The organism is Caballeronia sp. DA-9 (assembly GCF_051615025.1).
GTDB lineage: Bacteria > Pseudomonadota > Gammaproteobacteria > Burkholderiales > Burkholderiaceae > Caballeronia > Caballeronia sordidicola.
Window position 1 is genome coordinate 36,564 of the sequence record NZ_CP195133.1, and the last position, 19,785, is coordinate 56,348.

11 protein-coding genes and 1 pseudogene are annotated in these 19,785 nt (G+C 59.2%); 9 read left to right on the forward strand and 3 right to left on the reverse strand.

Annotated features, from left to right (window positions below; translation table 11 throughout):
* Window positions 1-758: 758 nt before the first annotated feature.
* The 5 genes from ACRWA7_RS16370 to ACRWA7_RS16390 all read left to right on the forward strand — a co-directional run bounded on the left by ACRWA7_RS16370 (window position 759) and on the right by ACRWA7_RS16390 (window position 5,515).
* Window positions 759-1,400, forward strand: a complete 642-nt coding sequence (locus ACRWA7_RS16370; RefSeq protein ID WP_438394964.1) for a hypothetical protein — start codon at window positions 759-761, stop codon at window positions 1,398-1,400.
* A gap of 729 nt (window positions 1,401-2,129) precedes the next feature.
* Window positions 2,130-3,110 (forward strand): hypothetical protein, encoded by a 981-nt coding sequence (locus ACRWA7_RS16375; protein ID WP_438394965.1) that lies wholly within the window; start codon window positions 2,130-2,132, stop codon window positions 3,108-3,110.
* Between the two features lie 127 nt (window positions 3,111-3,237).
* Complete coding sequence (locus ACRWA7_RS16380) at window positions 3,238-4,557, forward strand: hypothetical protein (RefSeq protein WP_438394967.1); 1,320 nt, start codon at window positions 3,238-3,240, stop codon at window positions 4,555-4,557.
* 131 nt (window positions 4,558-4,688) lie between these two features.
* Window positions 4,689-4,940 carry a hypothetical protein gene (locus tag ACRWA7_RS16385; protein WP_438394968.1) on the forward strand — a complete coding sequence of 84 codons (252 nt, stop codon included), beginning with the start codon at window positions 4,689-4,691 and terminating at the stop codon, window positions 4,938-4,940.
* Between the two features lie 68 nt (window positions 4,941-5,008).
* Window positions 5,009-5,515, forward strand: coding sequence for a hypothetical protein (locus ACRWA7_RS16390; protein WP_438394969.1), 507 nt, complete (start codon window positions 5,009-5,011; stop codon window positions 5,513-5,515).
* A gap of 240 nt (window positions 5,516-5,755) precedes the next feature.
* Here the strand turns inward: ACRWA7_RS16390 and ACRWA7_RS16395 are convergent.
* A pseudogene (locus ACRWA7_RS16395) lies at window positions 5,756-6,443 on the reverse strand (IS6 family transposase).
* A 327-nt stretch (window positions 6,444-6,770) separates the two neighbouring features.
* A complete protein-coding gene (locus ACRWA7_RS16400; protein ID WP_438394970.1) occupies window positions 6,771-7,907 on the reverse strand; it encodes a DUF3616 domain-containing protein in 1,137 nt (378 codons plus the stop codon).
* Window positions 7,908-8,237: 330 nt separating this feature from the next.
* Between ACRWA7_RS16400 and ACRWA7_RS16405 the strand changes: the two genes are divergently transcribed.
* The 4 genes from ACRWA7_RS16405 (at window position 8,238) to rdrB (ending at window position 19,069) form a co-directional block, all read left to right on the forward strand.
* Window positions 8,238-11,228, forward strand: a complete 2,991-nt coding sequence (locus tag ACRWA7_RS16405; protein ID WP_438394972.1) for a caspase family protein — start codon at window positions 8,238-8,240, stop codon at window positions 11,226-11,228.
* A 1-nt stretch (window position 11,229) separates the two neighbouring features.
* Complete coding sequence (locus ACRWA7_RS16410; protein WP_438394973.1) at window positions 11,230-13,215, forward strand: hypothetical protein; 1,986 nt, start codon at window positions 11,230-11,232, stop codon at window positions 13,213-13,215.
* Between the two features lie 379 nt (window positions 13,216-13,594).
* Window positions 13,595-16,300, forward strand: coding sequence for an antiviral RADAR system adenosine triphosphatase RdrA (rdrA, locus tag ACRWA7_RS16415; protein WP_438394974.1), 2,706 nt, complete (start codon window positions 13,595-13,597; stop codon window positions 16,298-16,300).
* Between the two features lie 3 nt (window positions 16,301-16,303).
* Window positions 16,304-19,069, forward strand: a complete 2,766-nt coding sequence (gene rdrB / locus ACRWA7_RS16420; RefSeq protein WP_438394976.1) for an antiviral RADAR system adenosine deaminase RdrB — start codon at window positions 16,304-16,306, stop codon at window positions 19,067-19,069.
* A 157-nt stretch (window positions 19,070-19,226) separates the two neighbouring features.
* On the opposite strand, the gene ACRWA7_RS16425 is transcribed toward rdrB, so the two are convergent.
* Window positions 19,227-19,694: a hypothetical protein gene (locus ACRWA7_RS16425; RefSeq protein ID WP_438394977.1), complete on the reverse strand. Its 468-nt coding sequence runs from the start codon at window positions 19,692-19,694 to the stop codon at window positions 19,227-19,229.
* Window positions 19,695-19,785 lie beyond the last annotated feature (91 nt).

A 19,785-nucleotide genomic window follows, 5' to 3' on the forward strand; every position in this document is an offset into this window, starting at 1 on the left:
ATCGATTGACGTAGTGGAAAAGGCCGTCCGTCAATTCCAAGGGACAGCTGCTTTATCGCGGGATTTCCCACGCCTAATAGTTGAGTAAAGTAATTGCTAAACTGGGAGATTATGCACACCGAGATAGTGGCTGGCGCGCCCGAACGCAGGCGGATCTATCTTTCGTCGGTTCTTCCTTTCCAAGCGGGCCTCTGTCGACAGGAAAAAAAATTCGCTTGCATACACGATGGCCGTCGGAGTCAAGGTGACCGACTACAAAGTCGATCATCGGTTCTGGCCAACGGGCACTACGAAGGCGCCGACCTGTTCCGCGACACCGCATTCCTCAAAGTAACGCCTTCCCTCGATCGTCAGGGGGACTGGAAAGTCGCTCACTGGTGGGCGAGCCGGCCGAGCGACGTCACGACAGACATGCTGAGCTTTAACAATGCGCCCCGATGGGGAAACACAGCTCAAGCTGCCGTTCGTGAATCCCAACCGGCCCGGCATCGCCAGAGCTTTGCGGCTGGTCGTTCGACCGTCGCAATGAAGGTGATCGGCCGTCGAACGTACGCCGTTGCGAGCGCATGTCATGACGGCTCGAGTTCACGTCGCCCGAATTCATACCTGTCTCAGGAATCGAGATGTCTACCACAGAAAACAGCGTTCCGCTCGACGATCAACTGAAACTGGCAACCATCGAAAAAACACGAGCCGAGTGCGACAAGTTGAAGCGTGAGACGCTAGAAGCGCTTCGCAACGCCCGAAAGGCGCATTGGGTGGAACTTGCGAAGCTGGTCGGTGGATTGATCCTAGGAGTAGGCGGCTTTGTTGCAGCAGTTACGCAATACGAAGTGGGCGAACTTCGCGCGAAAATCGCCCACAGCGATCTGGAGCAGGTGAGGAAAGCTAAGAAAGAGGCGGACACGGCGCTTGCCGGCGAGCGGAAGGATCTCGCGCGCGTCCGAGCGGAAAAAACCGAGGCCGATAAGCTGCGCGCCGCGGCGATTCTAGATCGCGATCAAGCGGTCCAAGATGCCGCGAAAGCGACTGCGGAATTTCGAACCAGCCTGGCCCAGGTTACGCAAGACTACAGGGCTGGAAAAGCCGAAGCCCAACGACCACTAACTTACTTGCAGTTCAAGGGCTCCATCAAAAGAGAACTGATCGACGAGCTTCGTGAGACGCTAAAAGCTGCGTCGTTCAATGCGCCGCCCGCCGAACGGCGTTCCGGAGACTATTCGAGCCAGGTCAAGTATTTCAACGCCGCTGATCAGGCTGACGCGGAAAAGCTCGCGCGCTCGGTGGAAGGGTTTTTCCGCTCGAAGGGATGTCCAATGACGATGCCCGTCGCACGCGCCGCCGCCGCCCCCGGCCAAACCCCGCCGCTGGAAGTATGGATCTCGGGGTCCTGTTCGTGAATGCGTACGACCAGTCCGAATTGCGTCGAGAGATAGCGCCGAAGATTGCTTGATGGTTGGCGAAGATCAGCATGTGTCGGTGACTGGCGGATGGGCACTCTCGGTCGGCAAGGAAGCGAGCGTTTCAATTCCAGGTGACCTGACGACGACGGTAAGCAAGGGCGGGACGGTATCGGTCATCGAGGAACAGCAGGATTTTCGTCGGTTAGACACTTGCCGTGCAGGCAACGGAATCGATCACGTTTTAATCTCACCCGACCAGTATGACGCTGAAGAACGACTGGACGATTCATATCAAGGGCGCCGATTTCACCGTGTAATGACACGGCAAGCAGAGGTTCACTACGGGCGGCAAAACTTTCATGTCGGACGATTTGCATTGGACCGGAAGCATCGGTCTCTGCCACCATGCCCCTCAACGCGTCAGAAAAAAGTGTACCGACTGGGTTGTGGTCGGACGCGCATGGCCGTTCGGGCGTGTGACGCCGTGAGCGTGGCGGATTTCGCCGACATATGAAGCTTTCAATATTGATTCGGGTATCTAAACTTACATCGGTACTCAGCCCCTTTCTTTCCGCCTAGGTTTGCGCTGTCACGGTTTCAAATTCCGATTGCTTCATTAGTTCGAATCTGAAAAATATCAGAGACGCGCGATCCAGCCGCGAACTTGATTGGGCGGATATCTGACCTCGCCGCCCGCCGGCGGAGCATCGCGCGCAAGGAGGTTATATGGCTAGCATACAGGTTGCGCAGGCCGCACTGATCGATGCACTCGCATTGCTCATGAAGCGGCGTATCAGCACGACGGATCAGAACGAGCAGGCCAAAATCGCCAGCGCGATCGACGACATCAACGGCATGCTCGCGCAGTTCGGTCAGGCGAGTTTGCTGGAGGCCGCGAGCAACATCGCGAAAGCCACACAGGATCTTCAGGGCGTGGTCGCGAGCGTGGCCCCCGGGCCGTTCGGCACCTACCTCGGCGACATGCAGTCGATCCTGCAGCGCCTCCAGGGCGTGCAAAGTCAGATGCATGCAAGCGAGGCCTTGCCGCCCGCGCCGCATCCGGAGTTCGCGGCTGCGGCCGGCGCGCAGTCCGCGCAGGCGCCCGCTCCCGCGCTGTCACCGCCCAAAAACTCGACTTCCTATGCCGATCTCCAAAGCGAATATCTCGCGTACTTCGATGCCTGCGTGCTGAGCGTGGACCATGCGGCCAATGTCAAGTACTACATCGGGCAGATCACGAAGTCACAGAGCATCTATCAGAGCGTCGGCGGCGGCCTGAACATTCCGTGGTTTTTCATTGCTATCCTGCACGGACTCGAGTGCGGCTTCAACTTCAACGAGCATCTGCATAACGGCGACCCGCTGACCGCCCGCACGATGTATGTTCCGGCCGGTCGTCCGGTCGCGGGGGCGCCGCCGTTCACGTGGGTCGAAAGCGCCAACGATGCGCTGGTTTTCGAAGGATTCGCCGGGCAGGCTGACTGGAGCACCGCGCGCATTTTGTATCGTTTCGAGCGGTACAACGGTTTCGGCTATCGTCCGCATGGCGTTCGAAGCCCGTATGTGTGGAGTTTTTCCAACCTATATACGAAGGGCAAGTTCGCTTCCGACGGAGTGTTCGATCCGGATGCCGTATCCAAACAATGCGGCGCGGGCGTCATACTCAAGGCACTGCAGTTGCAAGGCATCATTTCGTTGAGCCGGTGATGGCGGGAAGCGCATCGGCGCGAGGCGCCGCGACCATAACGAAGCGGAGATCATCATGAGGAAGCCTGCCTGTTTCCTCGTCCTTTGCGGCTTACTGAGCGGCTTGCTAACCGGCGCGCTATTCAGCGTGCCGACGGCCAAAGCAGCCACCTCTCCCACGAAGGCGACCGTCATCGTGCCCGTTAGCGGCGGGGCCACCGCGCTGGATGAAGCCGTTCAGGTCCGCATCGACGGCGATGCGCCGATTTCATGTGACGACATCGATCTGTTCATCAACGATAAGCCGGGGCTGGTCAAATGCACCGCCGGTCCCGGCGACCGCTCGCTGTTGTTTACGCTGTCGCGCGATGCCGCAGACGCCGACCAGAACAATCGCAAGAGCTGGGCCGCCATTCTCGGCCAGCCAATGTCGGCGACAAAGACTGTGCACATCATTGTCCGGTCGGGCAAAGCGCCGTTGCTGGTCGAGTTTGACGACGTCGCGAAAGCGGGCGCAAAAAAAGACGTCAATACCGAATTGGACATCAGGCTGCGTGTCTTCAACGGTTTCGTCATGCTCGGGGGGTTGTTGCTAGTTGTCGTCGTCAGCGCTTGCACGATCGTAGGAGTGCACATGGGACTGGGGCGCGACAGCGGCATTGCGCAGATGCGCTCCGAGGAACTGCCGTTCAGTCTCGGGCGATGTCAAATGGCCTTCTGGTTCCTGCTGACCTTTTGGGCCTTTTGTTTCATGTATGCGCTTGTTGGTCAGACCGATACGCTCAACAGCGAGTCGCTCACGCTGATGGGAATCTCCGCAGGGACGGCCCTCACGTCCATCGTGATCGACAAGACGAAAGACGCGACGTCGAACATCGAGAAGGCCGTCAACGCGCTCGGGCTGACCTCGCGCTGGCACGTCGATTTGCTGCATGACATCGTGTATCCCTACACGCGCCAGCCGCTGCCGGGCTTCCTCCGCAATGGCGTTCGCAGCATATTGCGCAGCCGTCAGATACGCGATTGGTCACGCCGCCCCGATCTGACCGGTATAACCGCCGACTCACCAATTTCAAAGGCTCTATTTCCCGGCTCCGACCCCTCGGTTGCCGCCACCTACAGGGCGCTGTGGGACAAGTACGAAGCGCTGGTCGAGCCGATTCGATCGAACGGTTTCATCTCGGATCTCGTCACCGACGCAAGCGGACCGACGATCGGGCGCTGGCAGATCGTCGCGTGGACTGTGACGCTGGGCATGATCTACATTGTCAGCACGTGGGAGCATCTCGAGTTGCCGGAGTTCGGCACGACGCTGCTCTCACTCATGGGTATCTCGAGCGGCATCTATCTCGGCTTCAAGGTCCCGGAAAAGCAGGTGCCCGACGCGCAGTCGCAGAATCCCGCCAATGCCGCCAAAAATCTGCCCCCGGTGCAGAGCCCTGCGCCTGGCGCTGGCGGCACCGCCTGAGTCGCGCCTGTCTATCCGACTCGAAAGTGATCCGGGAACGATCGAGGGGTGGGTTTCCTGATCACCGTTTGTCTGCGGCACCCGTCACACGTCGGCCTCTGCCCGACTAATCATGTGTTGGGAGTTCGATCATGATCAGAACGGAAGCCGAGCAAAGAGGCTACGAGGCCGGGCGGTCCGGCTTGTCGCAGTCACGGGGCCATTCACTGGACCTGGAATGGCTGCGTGGATATTACGAAGGGGCCGAAGCGGCGCGTGAAGAAGATCGGAAGATGGACGTCATGCGAGACGAAATGATCGATCGCGACCGGTCGTTTCGCATCATGCTCTGTTCCATGTTTCTCATTCTCCTGCTGCTTCTCGTGGGACTCGAGCCTATCTAATACCGTCGAAGAAAGCCTCGGAACCAGCTTCTCAGTGTAACGAGCAATTCAAGTTTGAGCGGCAACGATTGGATGCCGTCGTCGCGCTCGAACGCGAACGTCTGACGCTCGAACGTTACCGCATCGACAACGAACCCAGAACGAGCCTGTCTCCTCCGGCCGATCTGCTGATCCTGAAAGACTTCGTTGAATCGGGAAGATCGGAAAACGATCTCGCGCCCGTGGGCCCTATCCTGAAACTCATTTCTTCCATGGCTGACGCAGGCACCATGACAGCGGCTACCGCGGAGAACCTGAGCGCTGACATCGTCAAGGACGCGTTGAAGCAGACTGGCGAAGCTGTCAAGCAGATAGCGGTGAAAACCGCGTCCAACCTGATCGACAAGTACATCCACGGCAAGTCCGAGAAGGGGCCGCCGTCACACGCCAATGGTTCGCTCGCGACCGCGATCGTGGAAGTCAAGGCGTGTGAAACGAGCCGGACTTGCTCTTGTCCGCTGCCGCCCGGTCCTTCGAAGCCGTCGCTGCCGCCGCATCCGCACAAGAAGCTAACCTGCGGTGATTTGAGGGAGTAGGTCTGCAGTTCAAGAAAGGGAAACGGCCCTGAAAGGGCCTCGGGAAGCCATAGTTTGCCCTAGTCGCACACTCCGATCTGTTTTCTGGAGTTCGATTGTCCTTCATGCACCGCGCGCTCTATCCAATCCGTGAATACAGAGAACGCTGCGCAATTGTATTCGGCGGCGGGTCCTATAAACCAAAAGGTTTTGTCGCAATAAGGAGGTTGGGCCAAGCGGAGGCGATATCTTGAGTATTGCTTATGCCGCCAACGTATAGACTGCTCGGTTGCAGTCCGCGCAGTGCTGTGGTAACACTTCATCTGCCTTTTTTTTAATCATGTGCATGACTTCGATGCCGCTCAACAAGATGCAAGTGCAACGAAAAATTCTTGAATTCCAGCATTGGACGAATGCGCCGCTTGATAGCCCGATGGTACTGCTCGACGACGTTGTTCAGATACTTGGCCTGACGAATCTTAATTGACGTTTCGCGTTCGCCGTTAATCGCATGTAGCCCCGCGAGATTGGCGCCGCTCTTGTCGATCGTCACCGTCTCCGGAACACCGTTTTGATCGATGGCCTTTTCGAAGTAAAGCCGTGCGGCAACCTTGTCCCGCCTGGCTCCCAACAGAAAGTCAACTGTATCGCCCGCTTTATCAACGGACCGATACAAGTACTTCGACTCCACGTTTGACCTTGACGTAGGTTTCGTCCATTCGCCAGCGTCTACCGACTGCGCGTTTGTGACGTCGTAACAACTTTTCCAGCGCCGGCAGAAGTTTGGTGGCCCAGCGATGCCGGTCAAATGATCGACCGACACTCCTCGTTCGGCCATCATCTCTTCCAAATGACGCAGGCTCAGCGGATAGGCCACTTACCAGCGCACACAAGTCAGCATCACATCCAACGGATAGTGCAACCGTTTGAACACCTTGTCCGTCGTCATCTTCGATCAAGTCTTTCATTTTTCGCGCGCTACGATCGCAGATCGTTTTAATGTGACAGAGCCACAAACCGCGGCGGACCTTTCGAAAGGCAGTTGCATGGCAGTGACAACCTGGTCATCCGATAATTGACTGAGAATGCCGACCGAGTTGGCGAACCAGCGAACGTAGCGCCAAGTTTCGTCTACAAGCCACGCGACGCAAACACGAGTCCTAGCGCGAAGAACTACCGGCCTTGGCGTATCCGTCCCGCCGTCCTGAGCTTTTTGCGCACTTGGGCCGCGTGACTACGCTTGGAGTCGTCTCCGGTGGCGCGGCCAGCGCACGCGTCATTGGGGATAAGCGAAGAGATCGGCTTTGAAGTATTCGCCCTCGCGCATCTGGCCGCCCGACGCACTGTCGTACACCACGAGAAGCAGCGGCGCCGCACCATTCTGCTCGAACAGTGTGATGCCTTCCGGGTGATCCACGCGGTCTCCATAAGGCAGGTCGAGCAGCATTTCGAGTTGTCGTCCGTCGACGCAATTGCCCTGTTCATGCCCGAGCGCATCGCGCCAGCGGAAAACGCGCATCGGGCCATCGAGCACCATCGTCGGGCCGGCGAGAATTAGGAGATCATTGCCGTAGGCACACAGGTCACGAATGCCGAGTCCGTCGAGATCGAGAACATGCCGCACATAATCGCGATCCTTACGATCCGTCGGTCGAAGCTCAAGCTCGCCGTTCGTGCGAAGATCCAGCGTAATTTGCAGGATAGTCGCCCAGCCGCGCAACACCGGTCCACGCAAGCCGAGGAAAACGCGGTCGTTCGCCACTGCCATGCCTTCAATGTCTAGGCCGTTATCCTTCGACGGTAAATCGAGAAACGGCGCATACGTCTTGCTCGTGCGCAATGTCTTGATGAGCGCGTTGTCCCCCTTGTCGAACGGCAGCGCATGCCCCGACGGCGGATGCGCCGCCAGCGCGCGCGCGTCGCCGCGCCGGTCGGAGCGCGTGAAGTCCAGATACCCCAGCAGATAGCGATTGTCCTGACGGCTGATCTTCGAGAGCGCCTTGAAGGCATCGGCGTCGGAATCGTCAGGGCGCGGCTTCTTGCGGCGCAGACTATGCGAGCCGACGAGCCACAGGCGCTCGTTTTCCTTGTCCCATGCAATGCCTTCGAGATCGATCTCCTCTTGCTCCTTGCCCGGCAAGTCGAACGATCGCGTGAGATCCAGGCTCACGTGATCCTTGTAGTTAGCGTAGTCGTTGCTCGTTAGTCTTTCGATCGTGGTCGACTCGTCGCCCGCGACCCACAGCGCGTTGTCGATCTGCTCGACCGCCGAAAGACTCGCGGGAGTCGTGTTCGCATCGCCGCCTTCGAAGTAGAGACGCAATTGTCCTGTCGGACGCGCGGTGATGGCCTCGCCTGGCATGTTGAACCTCGTGTTGGTGTCGATACGGCGCGGATGATTTCGAATCGTCATTTTGCTTTCCAGAATATAAGCTAATCGAAAGGATTCCAGAAAATGAAGCGGCTTGTGTGCGCAAGCGCACACGCGTTCCAGGCCGCAGAGGTAAGCAATGAATTTAAAGCGCGAAATGCTTCGGCCGGCCGACCAGTCATGACTGTTGACGGCTTTCAAATTAGATAGTCATCCCGATTTTAAAGGACGCGGGTTCACTTTTTGATCCTTGACTTATGAAAGACGTGTAACTAATTTGAAATGCGTGGCCGATAACCATTTCAGACAGATTGCATGAAGCCCGGATACGGCATGCGATCGCGCGCGTTCTTTACACGTCAGGAGACCGCCATGCCGTCGCGCTTCAAGAGACTTTCGCTCGCTCAGTTCAACGGGCTGGTAGGGCAGTTCGACTGGGTCCGTCGCATCAATGCTGTTCACATGCATCACACGTGGAAGCCCTCGCATGCGGACTTCAAGGGCGAATCGACGATCGAGTCGATGTGGAAGTTTCATACGCAGACGAACCACTGGTCCGATATCGCACAGCACATTACCATCGATCCGGACGGCATGATCTGGACAGGCCGCAACTGGAACATGCCGCCCGCGAGCGCGGTGGGTCACAACGGCAATGAATCGGCAGGGCCGTTCATGTTCGAGATGATCGGCGACTTCGACGCGGGCCGCGATCCATTCGAGGGCGCGCAGCGCGACACGGCCATCGGCGTCATCGCAGCCATCCAGGAGCACTTCGGACTTGTTGCCGAAACGCTCATGTTCCATAACATGATGTCGTCGAAGACTTGTCCGGGCGATTCAATCGATCGCGCCGCGATGATCGCGGCTGTCACGGAAGCACGCGCAGCGCTCAAGACGCGCCCGCGAGGCGCGAACGATCCTTTCCCTGCGCATGCTATCGAGCCGGACGCGGACATCGAAGAAGCGCTGTCCATGCTGCGGCGCGCGCCTTCCACGCTACACGACGACCCCAACGCCGAGCACGGTGACCACGCGCATACGGCGCGGGAGGACGGTCGCTCGCGCGATACCTTCAGGGACCTCACGCCTGACGATCTTCAGGCCATGCGTCCGCACGTCGTCAACCTCACCATGGGGCGCTTTTCGAACGACGGCGAATGGACTACATCGGCGACTGATGTCGATGCGATATTCGACGACCATCTCATGCAGGCATTACGCGAACGAGAGGCGGCGTCGGAGCTGTTGCGCATCGTCGTGTTCTCGCACGGCGGTCTGGTCGACGAGAAAAGCGGTCTTCAGATCGCGCACAAGGCGCTGCAGTGGTGGAAGGACAATCACGTCTATCCGCTGTATTTCGTGTGGGAAACAGGCGCGTTCGAGAGCATCGGTCAATTGCTCAGGCGTGCGCGCGACGAGGCGGGAGCATCACGTGATCTTGCAGATTATACGAGTGATCTGATCATAGAAAAAGTGGTGCGCGAGTTGCGCGGTCCGCAGATTTGGGGCGCTATGAAACTGAGCGCGTTGCAGGCGTCCGAGGCCGATTCGGGCGGTGGCTGGTATGTGGCGAAGCGGCTCGCGGCTTTCTGCAAGGACCACTCGGGCAAGGTGGAGGTACATGCGGTCGGACATAGTGCGGGGTCCATCTTCCTTAGCTATTTCATTCCGGCGGCGCTCGACCTTGGCGTGCCGCAGTTCAAGTCGGTGGCGTTTCTCGCGCCCGCCGCGCGCATGGATCTTTTCACGCGCACGCTGCTGCCGCACGTTGGCGAGTCGAACGGCATCGAAAGCCTGTCCATCTTCACAATGAGCAAGGACCTCGAGAAAGCCGACAATTGCGCCTTCATCTACCGGAAGTCGCTGCTTTATCTGATTCATCATGCGCTCGAACCGGAGTCACGCGCGCCAATTCTGGGTCTCGAAGAATCGTTGCGCGCCGAGCCACAGCTCGCGTCGTTCCTGAAGATGCCCGCGTCGCGCGCGTTCAATATCGTTTGGTCGAAGACGGCTACCGGGGCAGGCAGGAGCGCGAGCAGTTCATACACGCACGGCGGATTCGACGACGACGCGGCCACCATGAACAGCGTCCTGCGCCGCGTGTTGAACAAGAGCGACGCCGATCCCATTACCGACTACGAGCGTATCGTGCCCGCTTCGCGCGAGGCGCAAATGTGGGGCGCGGGCGCGTATCCGTACACCACTCCCGCCGACTCACCCGCTTTGCACGTGACGCGGGGGCGGTTGCGGCGCAGCGAGCCGCGTGTCGCGAGCGAGCGTGCGGGGCGGCGGCGTGCGTTGTGCGTGGGCATCAACGGCTATCCGACCGCACCGCTCAGCGGTTGCGTGGCCGATGCGAAAGCATGGCGCGACGCGCTCATCCGCTTCGGCTTCGAACCGCCGGCGCTGCTGCTCGATCAGCAGGCGACGCGCGCGCAGATCGTGAGCGCGCTCGGCAGTCTCATCGACGGGAGCCGCGCGGGCGATGTCATCGTGTTCCAGTACTCGGGCCACGGCACGCAACTGCCCGATCTGAATGGCGATGAAAAAGGCCCGGACGGCAAGGACGAAGCGATCTGCCCTTACGACTTCGCTAACGGCGCGTTCCTGATCGATGACGACATAGGCGAACTGTGCGACCGGCTTCCGGCGGGTGTCAACTTCACGCTTTTCACGGACTGCTGTCATTCGGGTACGATCTCGCGCTTCGCGGGCGCAGGCCCCAACGGCGGCGTGATAGCGGGGCCGGGCGGGGCACGGGCGCGCTTCGTCCTCCCCACGGCGTCGCTGATCGCGGCGCACGAGCGCTTTCGCCGGTCGGGCTCGACGTTCCGCTCGCGCGCGGTTCGTGCGGCGCAGGCCGAGGCGCGCCGCGAGTTGCTGTTCGCCGCGTGTCTTGCCGAAGAAGTGGCGTGGGAGAGCAACGGACACGGCGCATTCACCGACCGCGCAATGCGCGTGCTGTCGGGACCGGGGGCGTCGGGGCTGACGAACGCCGGCTTCGCGCAGCAGATGACCGACGCGTTCGGGGCGAACGCGACTCAGCATCCGCGCCTGTATGCCATGAGCGATGCGCAGGACAACCTTCTCCTGCATCCGCTGGGCATCGCGCCCGTGAGGTTCGCAAGGCCGCAGGCGTTAGTCATCGACAACGGGCACGCGAACGCGTATCCGGCTGGCAATGGGTTTATCGACGGCAAAGGTTATGGCAATGGCAACGCGAACAGCGATGTTGTTTCGCCAGACATGCACGACGGCCGCGAGAACGGCGACGGCATCTACGCGGGCGAACTGTATGTGAACCGCGTGATCAGTGCGCTGCAGAGCGCGATCGACGAACTGCGGCGCGGGCTCGCCTGAGATGAAGCGCGCGAATATCTCGTCTCCGGCCGCCGGGCCGGCGACGCCGGAGGCTGTCGCGGCGCGCGCGCAGAGCCGCGACAGCGCGCAGCCGATGCGCACGGTCAACCTGCGTGCGCCGCTCGTCGAAGGCTGTCGCGACGGCTACGGCACGCGCTACGGAGTCGGCGCGAACGTGATGCGCACGCAGCCCGTGCCGCCGCTGCGCAAGCCGCAGGAGCCGCTGTACCGGCCGCTGCGCATCTACGCGCTAGACCCTGCGGCCTCGCGTCTCGAAGGGGCGCTCGCTGAGCTGAACGTTCCCTACGAACCGCTCGAACCCGGGCCGGTCGGGCGTCTGCTGCGCGTGGAGGATATCGACGACACGCGTGGCGTGCGTTATCGGCGGCTCGATCTCGACGATCACAATGTGCTGCTCAGGCGCGGTGTCGATCCGTCGCCCGCCGATCCGCGCTTTCATCAGCAAATGGTGTATGCCGTGTGCAGCAATGTACATGCGGCGTTTTGCGCCGCGCTTGGACGGCAGGTTTCATGGGGATTCAAGCGTACGGAAGGCGCCGACCAACTTATCATCCGGCCGCACGCGTTCGAAAGCGACAACGCGTGGTACGACGAAATCAACGGCGAGTTATGCTTCGGCTACTACGCCGCGCGCAACGGGCCGTCCACCGATCGCACGCTGCCCGGCGGATATGTGTTCACCTGCTTGTCGCATGATATCGTCGCGCACGAGATGACACATGCCTTGCTCGACGGCCTGCGCTCCAGCCTCGCGGTGCCGAGCGGTCCGGATGTCGGCGCGTTTCATGAAGGCTTCGCAGACCTCATCGCGCTGTTTCAACACTTTAGCTATCCGGAAGTGGTGCTCGCAGCGATTCGCGCAAACGGCGCGGACATCGGCAAGGCGCAGTTGCTGACCGATCTGGCGCGCCAGTTCGGGCACAGTCTCGGTCACAAGCAGGCGCTGCGCAGCGCGATCGATGCCGATCCGCCGCGCCAGTACGACCGCCGTCTCGAAGCGCACGAACTCGGCAGCGTGCTGGTCGCCGCCGTGTTCGAGGCCTTTGAGACGGTGTATCGGCGCAAGATTGCGCCCTACCTGCGGCTCGCGACCCACGGCACAGGAATTCTTCCACCCGGCAACGTGCCCGCCGAACTCGCACAGATGCTCGCCGAACAGGCGAGCAAACTCGCGAGCCAGTTTCTCAATGTGCTTATCCGCGCGATCGATTACTGTCCTCCTGTCGACCTGTCGTTCGGCGAATTTTTGCGCGCTGCCGTGACCGCGGATTTCGATCTCGTTCCCGACGACAAGTGGGGCTACCGCGAAGCGCTCATCGATGCGTTCCTGCGCCGCGATATTTATCCGCGCAACGTGAGCAGCCTTTCGGAGGACGCGCTGTTGTGGCGTCCTCCGGCCGTTACGCGGGCGTGCATTCGCGAACTGGATTTCGCGCATCTGCGTTTTCGCGGCGATCCGGCGCACCCCGCTGAGGCTGCGGAACTCGTGCGACAAGCGCACGTGCTTGGCGAATTCGTGTCGCGTCCGGCGCATCGCGTGGATTTCGGGATCATCCCGCCCGGCACGAGCGATGTGAGCGGGCGCTGCATGCATGCGGCGCCGGTGCAGGTCGAGTCGATCCGGACCGCGCGACGCGTCGGCCCGAACGGGCAGGTGATCTTCGATCTCGTCAGCGAAGTGATTCAGACCTGCGAAGTCGAACCCGGCGCACGCGGGCCGGGCTTCACGATCTACGGCGGATGCACCGTCATTCTTGGCCCTGACGGGGACGTGCGCTATGCCATCTCAAAAAGCGTGCTCGGCGACGGACGCATGCAGCGGAGGGCGGATTACATGGCGTCGTCGCAAGGTAAGGCGTATTGGTCTATCGCGGGTGACCGTTACAAGCAGACGCACCCGCTTTTCCTCGCGCTTCACGGACACGACGCCGAAACGACACCTGCGCGGCCTCCGAAAGGTCGCTAAGGCATCTGAGTACGGCGTTCATAGACCCCATCCGTAGAGGCAGAAAATGTTCGGAAAAACGTCCGCTGGCATCGAACTGGGGTTTGGCTGCGCAGCAAATTCGGCGGGCAGCGTTCCCGAGGCAGGCTACAACCGCGATTCCGCCATGCCGTATTCAGCGCGCATTGCAATGTTCAGCGTTCACGCAGGCGAATGCGATTGCAGTAGATCGATGTCAATTTCTGCTCAGATCGTCGATCGGCATCCACGAACATGACCCACGGCTCTGATAGCGGCGACGCGCGGGTCAGGGCGGATAGGCGGTTTGCATCGCCAGACGAGAGGTGCATTGTGCTTTACACTGGCGGGACAAAAATAAACCAAAAGCTGCGACAACCACATGACCACTAATACGTACATCCCGCTTGACCAAGCCGAGAGTGCATCGCACAAGAGCGCCGAGACGCTGCTTGCAACCAATGTCTATAGCAAGCTACGGGAATTTATTCAGGCCGCGGTTGATTCGCTTGGAGACGGAGACAGCGGACGCGCATTTCACGCTAATCGCAGACACAATGCCACGCTGATTGACGGCGCGCGCGGCACGGGGAAAAGCTCGGTACTGGTGAACCTAGCTACCGCTCTAGATTCACCGGACGATGGATTGCTCAAGAAGGTCCACATTCTGAAACCCGTAGACCCGACACTGCTCGAAACGGACGACGACCTGTTCCTTAACGTCATCGTGGCTGCCGTTTTGTCAGATAGCGCGGTTATCGAGGCGCAGGAACGAAAGTCGCAGCAGCGCCAAGACTTGCAACGCACACTGCAAAACCTGGGGGGCAAGCTTGAAAGCATGCAATCCCAGAGGAACGAGCGGGGGCTGGACAAAGTCCGGTCCTTTATAGGCAATCACCAATTGATCGAGGAGGTACATAATTTTTTCGCGGCTGTCCTAAGACTGCTTGGTAAAAAGCTGCTGGTGCTGACGATCGATGATGTTGATACCTCGCTGAATCGTGCATTCGAAAACCTAGAAGTGGTGCGCCGATATCTGACGACACCATATGTGCTACCGATTCTAAGCGGTGACCTGAGCCTATATCACGAGGTAACGTGGCGCGACTTTCACGGCAGGTTGCTGAAAGACACCACCTACCAGCGACGCGACGCGTACGATCGCGCACATCAGTTAGCAGTGGAATATCAACGCAAGGTCTTGCCGTTCCAGTATCGGTTGGCTATGCCCAATATTTCTGACTACCTGAAGGATGAACAAATATTGCTGGGCCACGCCAACGGCGAAAAGAACCTCTCGCTACCTCTATTCCACGCGTGGCTGGAAGGATTGGTTAACGGCTCGGTAAACGGCTTGGAAAACAGTTATCTTCCGGTGCCACTGACCAGCCTCCGGGCTCTGACGCAGTTGGTTTACCGGTTGAAAAAACGGATTCCTGAGCTATCCACGCACATCAAGAATGACTGGAGTCCTCTGCGGGTGCGCAGGGCGCTGCTCATGCCGCCGGCGACGGCAGATGCGTTAAAAAATTTCCACGCGGCGTATCGGCTCGGAGCGAGCAACGACTCCGCCTATGCGGATTTTGAAAGGGACGTGAGCGCCACAGGAGACCAAGATCAGAGCGACGTCACACCTTTGCGAAGAATCGCAGATGCTTGGTGCGGCGAACTTGCCGACCACTTCCGAGTCGAGCCGGAAGCGGGGCCAGCATATATGGTGATGCTAGCGTACCAATACTGGCAGACCAAACCGGGCGTCGACGAAGTCTGGCGAAGTGTGTTCGATACTCCGTTGTTTCAGCCGTTGCGACACGACGAGCTGCAGTTCCCTGAATTTGACCGAAAGGCGGAACTCAGCGAATGGCGCGACCAATTGCGGGGGCGAGCGCCGGAAAGCTGGCTGGCACGACTACCCGTGAAAGCTATTTTGCCTTACCCAGTCCCCGAAGCGGGTCGAGCGACTCGCCTGTCTGACGACTTCAACTCTTCAGGCGATGGTGCGGACGATGTGAATCTGTTGCTCGAGCTCCTGCTTCATCGCAACTTCTACTCAAGTTCGCAACGCGGATTACTGGTCTGCACCGGACGCGTGATTGAACTTCTCGTGACGAGCCTGCTGAGGGACGTGGACGACCGGGATATTGGCGCCATCTTGCAGAGACCACCCTTCTATTCCTTTAGCGCCTTCGCCGGGACTAAGACAATCCCGATGGGACAAGACGACGATTCGGTATATGCCGAACCTGCCGATGAGAATGCTCCGCCCCTGCCGCAACACGCGCACGCAATTGCAAGGTTGGCAATTGCGATCAACAAGTGGCGGAACGATTACGGCGTGGCGCGGCTTCATGTCTCGCCGTGGCTGATCTACAACGTGCTCAATAAGACAATCAATCAGGCGTGGCTTTTCAATCGCCCGCTTAAACACCGCGAACAGCCCAAAACGGTAACGACTGCGGATGTAGCGTGGACCGCGCGTCAAACCTTCTACAGTCTGTGGGCCGCCTTCGGTAGTTTCGAAAAGGGGCCGCTGTTCGGTTTGCCAGACGTAGTTGCATACATGAACATCGGCGAAGGTGCGAATTTCCAGAACAGCAATCTGTACTTGACGAATGTTGCACCGTTCTACAATACCAGTACTGAGTCGACACACAGCTTCGGCGCGCGGATTCGCGCAGTGACGGCTGTCCTCGGCGAGCATCCATTGCGCGCGCTGATTGATCGACACGCCGAAACACCGAAACCTGCAGTACCGCGACCTGCGGCTGTGCGTCAAGTCCAGTTGTCCAAATCCGACGACACCGACATCTCGCCGCGGGCGGTGGTTGCCGACGCCATGCGGATACGCCGCCTGAACTTGCCTACGGAGACCGACGCTAAAGTTTGGCTTAGGGAAACGTTGGGTATTTCACGTGTTACGGATAAACCCGTCCGACTTTTCGTTTCTGCATTACGGAAGCTAAACGCTGGGCGAAACGCTTCTTTAGAATTGGCAGCAACATTCCGCCACCGGTTCCCTGAGGAAACTAAGCTCGCAGGGGATCTTACGACCGCGGTCAACGTTGTATTCCCGACCAAAACCCCTTGACCCATGTTCAAACGATCCCTCGAAGAACTGGCGATCGGAGGCCTCTTCAGTAGCCCGGACGTCGCATCGGAATTGCTGAAATACCTGACCGGCGAGTTCGACATCGACGAAGATACGCTGCGCGAGAATTGCTTTACAGCACTTGAGCACACGCTTGAGCGCGAGTACCGTCGTCAGTATCGCCGTAACGACATTGAGCGCGTGGTATCGGGCATTGGTACCTTCCTCACATCGCCAGAACTGCCTGTTCTCGACAAACTGTTCGACCGCTTGATGATGCGCGACGGTGACTACCTTCAATACCGCGAAAACCAGGTACAGGCCTTCGTGCGTCTTGCCTCCGATATCGATCCCACGTTGCTTGCCGGATGGCACATCGCCGGTTGGCTTGAACGCGCATCATCGCCATTGCCAAGTGACTTGCGTCGCATCGTCGCCGCGCAGTTGCCGATGTTCGTGCCTTTGCCCGCTTCGAACAAACCCTTCGCAGAAGGACACGTGCATCTCGGCGGTATCACCTTCGACGGGCTGTTGCTTGCGGAAAGGCTGCTATCGGACAGCAACATTGAGGAAGCGGGCAACAGGGCAACGATCAAGCGGCTTCGGCGTGTGCTTCGGGTGCTGCTCGAACACTCGACCGCGCCGGCCAAAAATGCCGGCGAAGCATGCGCCAGTTCGGATCTTCGTGCGGCGCTGAACGATGCCGCGGACGACACCTTCGTCAGCGGCAAGAGCAACCTTCATCTGCCTCTCGACTGGCCGACGTTCGCGGACGAATGCCTACTGAGCGGGCGGGTCGACATTCACTGGTTGCTGTTTCAACTCGCGACCGCTGTCCTCGAAAACCACGTCAGCCAAGCGTGGCTGTGGCTAGTAGTCTATCTGTGGTCAATCTTCCGAGCACCCGACGCCCAGTTCTGTCAGCGCGCCGCCGTCTGCTATCTGTTAACTGAACTGATGCAGTTGCGGCATCAGATCATCATGGATGGGCAGGGATTGACTCGCTTCGCGAGAGACTATTACCCCGCCACGTTGCGTAAATCAACAAACGTCGTTGCCAACACCTCCGACATTGCGCGGCGGCTCCTCGTAGGCTCGGCCGATCTTGCCGAAATCAAGATCGGAACCGGCACGTTCGGTCCGGATGTCGCGAGCACGTTTGCCGCAGCGGTCGCTGCGAATGAAAACATTACGAAGCCCGAACTGCCAATGGCTCGATCTCAGGACGGCGGCCCGACCTTAGATCCGCACTTCAGGCCGTATGTCGACCTCCTGAATCGCTGGCATTTTTGTGCGCATCTGTCGCGCTCGATCAAGGCCGCTGACACACGCCATGCGTATCAGCAATCGCAATGGATAGCGGTCAAAGCACTTCACAGTACATTAGAGCGGCAGGCGGGATGGCAGAAGGAAATGTTTCTGCGCGGCGACGTAAATCCTGGTTATACGTTCCAGCCGGCACGCTGGTTGCGCGGCCTCGATGTGGCCGGCGATGAGAATGTCGCACGCATCGAACTGTTCGCGCCGATGCTGCGCTGGCTGCGCACAGGCTTGCCTACGCGCCCCGAATGCGAGCGGGCATCTGCCGGTTTCCATTTGAGCGTCCATGCTGGCGAAGACTACGCACACCCAGTGTCGGGCATGCGTCACGTCGATGAAACGGTGCGCTTCTGCGAAATGCGCAGTGGGGATCGGCTCGGCCATGCGCTCGCGTTAGGCATTGATCCAGCCGTTTGGTGCGGCCGTCACGGTGACATGGTACTGCCGGTTGACGAGCATCTCGATAATTTGGTTTGGGCCTGGCACTACGCCTGCGAACTCAGCAGCCATTTGCCGCTGGCGGGACGAATTCTGCCGCGCCTTGAGCGGCGTATCGCCCGCTTTGCGAGCGAGGTGCCTTGGCTAAACGGTTCGATTGAAGAGCCACTATTGTGGCCGCGCGCACCTGACAACATTGAAACGCACGATCTGACTCGAAGTATGCACGCGATGCACGACCGCCGAGTTATTCCGAGCAAAGCGACGAAGTGCACTCCCGATAAGCTGCACCAAGCGTGGTTACTGCGGCGCAATTGTGCGATCAAACTGCATGAAAACATTCCGGTCGCAATCTATGATGACGTGCTCGAAGCCGCAGTGCCCGACTATATTGCCTTAAACCAAGCTTGGCGTAGCCTGGATAAGGAAACGCCCGAGTCGATTTATCTCGCGCGCGAGGCGTTCTACGCAACGAGCGCTGCGCCGCCGAAAAAGTCGGTGTTGGTGCGCCTGGCGAGCCGAGGCGACGCGGATCTCATGCTGCCGTTTGAGGGCGACAGTACAGGCTCGTCCGCCCAATTTTTGTATGACTACGACTCGCCGGACGACTTAGAGTTCATGCACGCACTCCAAGACTACCTGTTGCAACGTTACGATCAGCAAGGCTTGATCCTCGAAACTAATCCGACCTCAAACGTCTACATCGCAAGGCTTAATACATACTTGGAACATCCGATCTTTCGTTGGAACCCGCCCGACGACAAGTACCTAGTGGCGGGAGAGCGCTACAATCGGTTCGGGTTGCGGCGCGGGCCGATCCAAGTACTCGTCAATACCGACGATCCAGGCATCATGCCCACGACGCTCAGAACCGAATTCGCACTGCTTCTCGATGCCGCTATCGAGAGCGGCTATTCGCGTACGAACGTAGAACTGTGGCTAGAACGCATTCGCCAAGCCGGAGTTGATCAATTTCACAAAAACCATCTACCGGTGTTTCCGAATGCTTAGGGAATTGTGTGAACCGGCGGCGCAGCGTCAACTTTCAGCGCGGGCCACAGGGATCTGCGCAAACTGTCGAGCCGTACAGTCAAACGTTGATAAAAAAACTTGCCAGAGCGTTCCTGGCTGATAGAAAGATAGAAATAAGCCGATCACGTGGTCTCCCTCAGATCGGATCGAACGACTTACTGCGCATTTCGTTGCTCGTCGTGACGGGAACCTTTGCGAAAACTAAGGCGAGTTCGCGTGCGACACCCTGGTTTTCTTGTGGTCGGCATATGGCAAGCAGGTGGCGAAGCGCTGAGGGGATAGGGAGGTTTGACGCATCCATCTTTGCAATGGGTTCAGCATGTCGCCTAGCGTGGCGCTGTCGCTGCATGTCGCGATTGCGATCGCGACATGCAGGATGCGTTTGGCGGTAGCGACGCCAGTAGTCGGGGTGCCGTGCGCGCCAGGTGCCCTGAGCCTTCGCCTGGTTCTCTCGATAATCGGGATCGGTTTGCAGGCGCTCGCGCTGCCAGGCTCGTCGCCGGGCCAGCTGGCAGGCCGCCAATGGGCAGTAGCGTTGATTCACGATGTGTACGAGCGGAGTGAAGCGGGCGCCGCAGGCGGCGCAGATGCGATCCGATTTCATGTCAGGGATACACGCTGAGATCACGAGTGGTCTCGCGCCGCCCGGAGCGATCCATTTCGGAGCCTCTGGACGGTAGCGACCCACCCGAGAC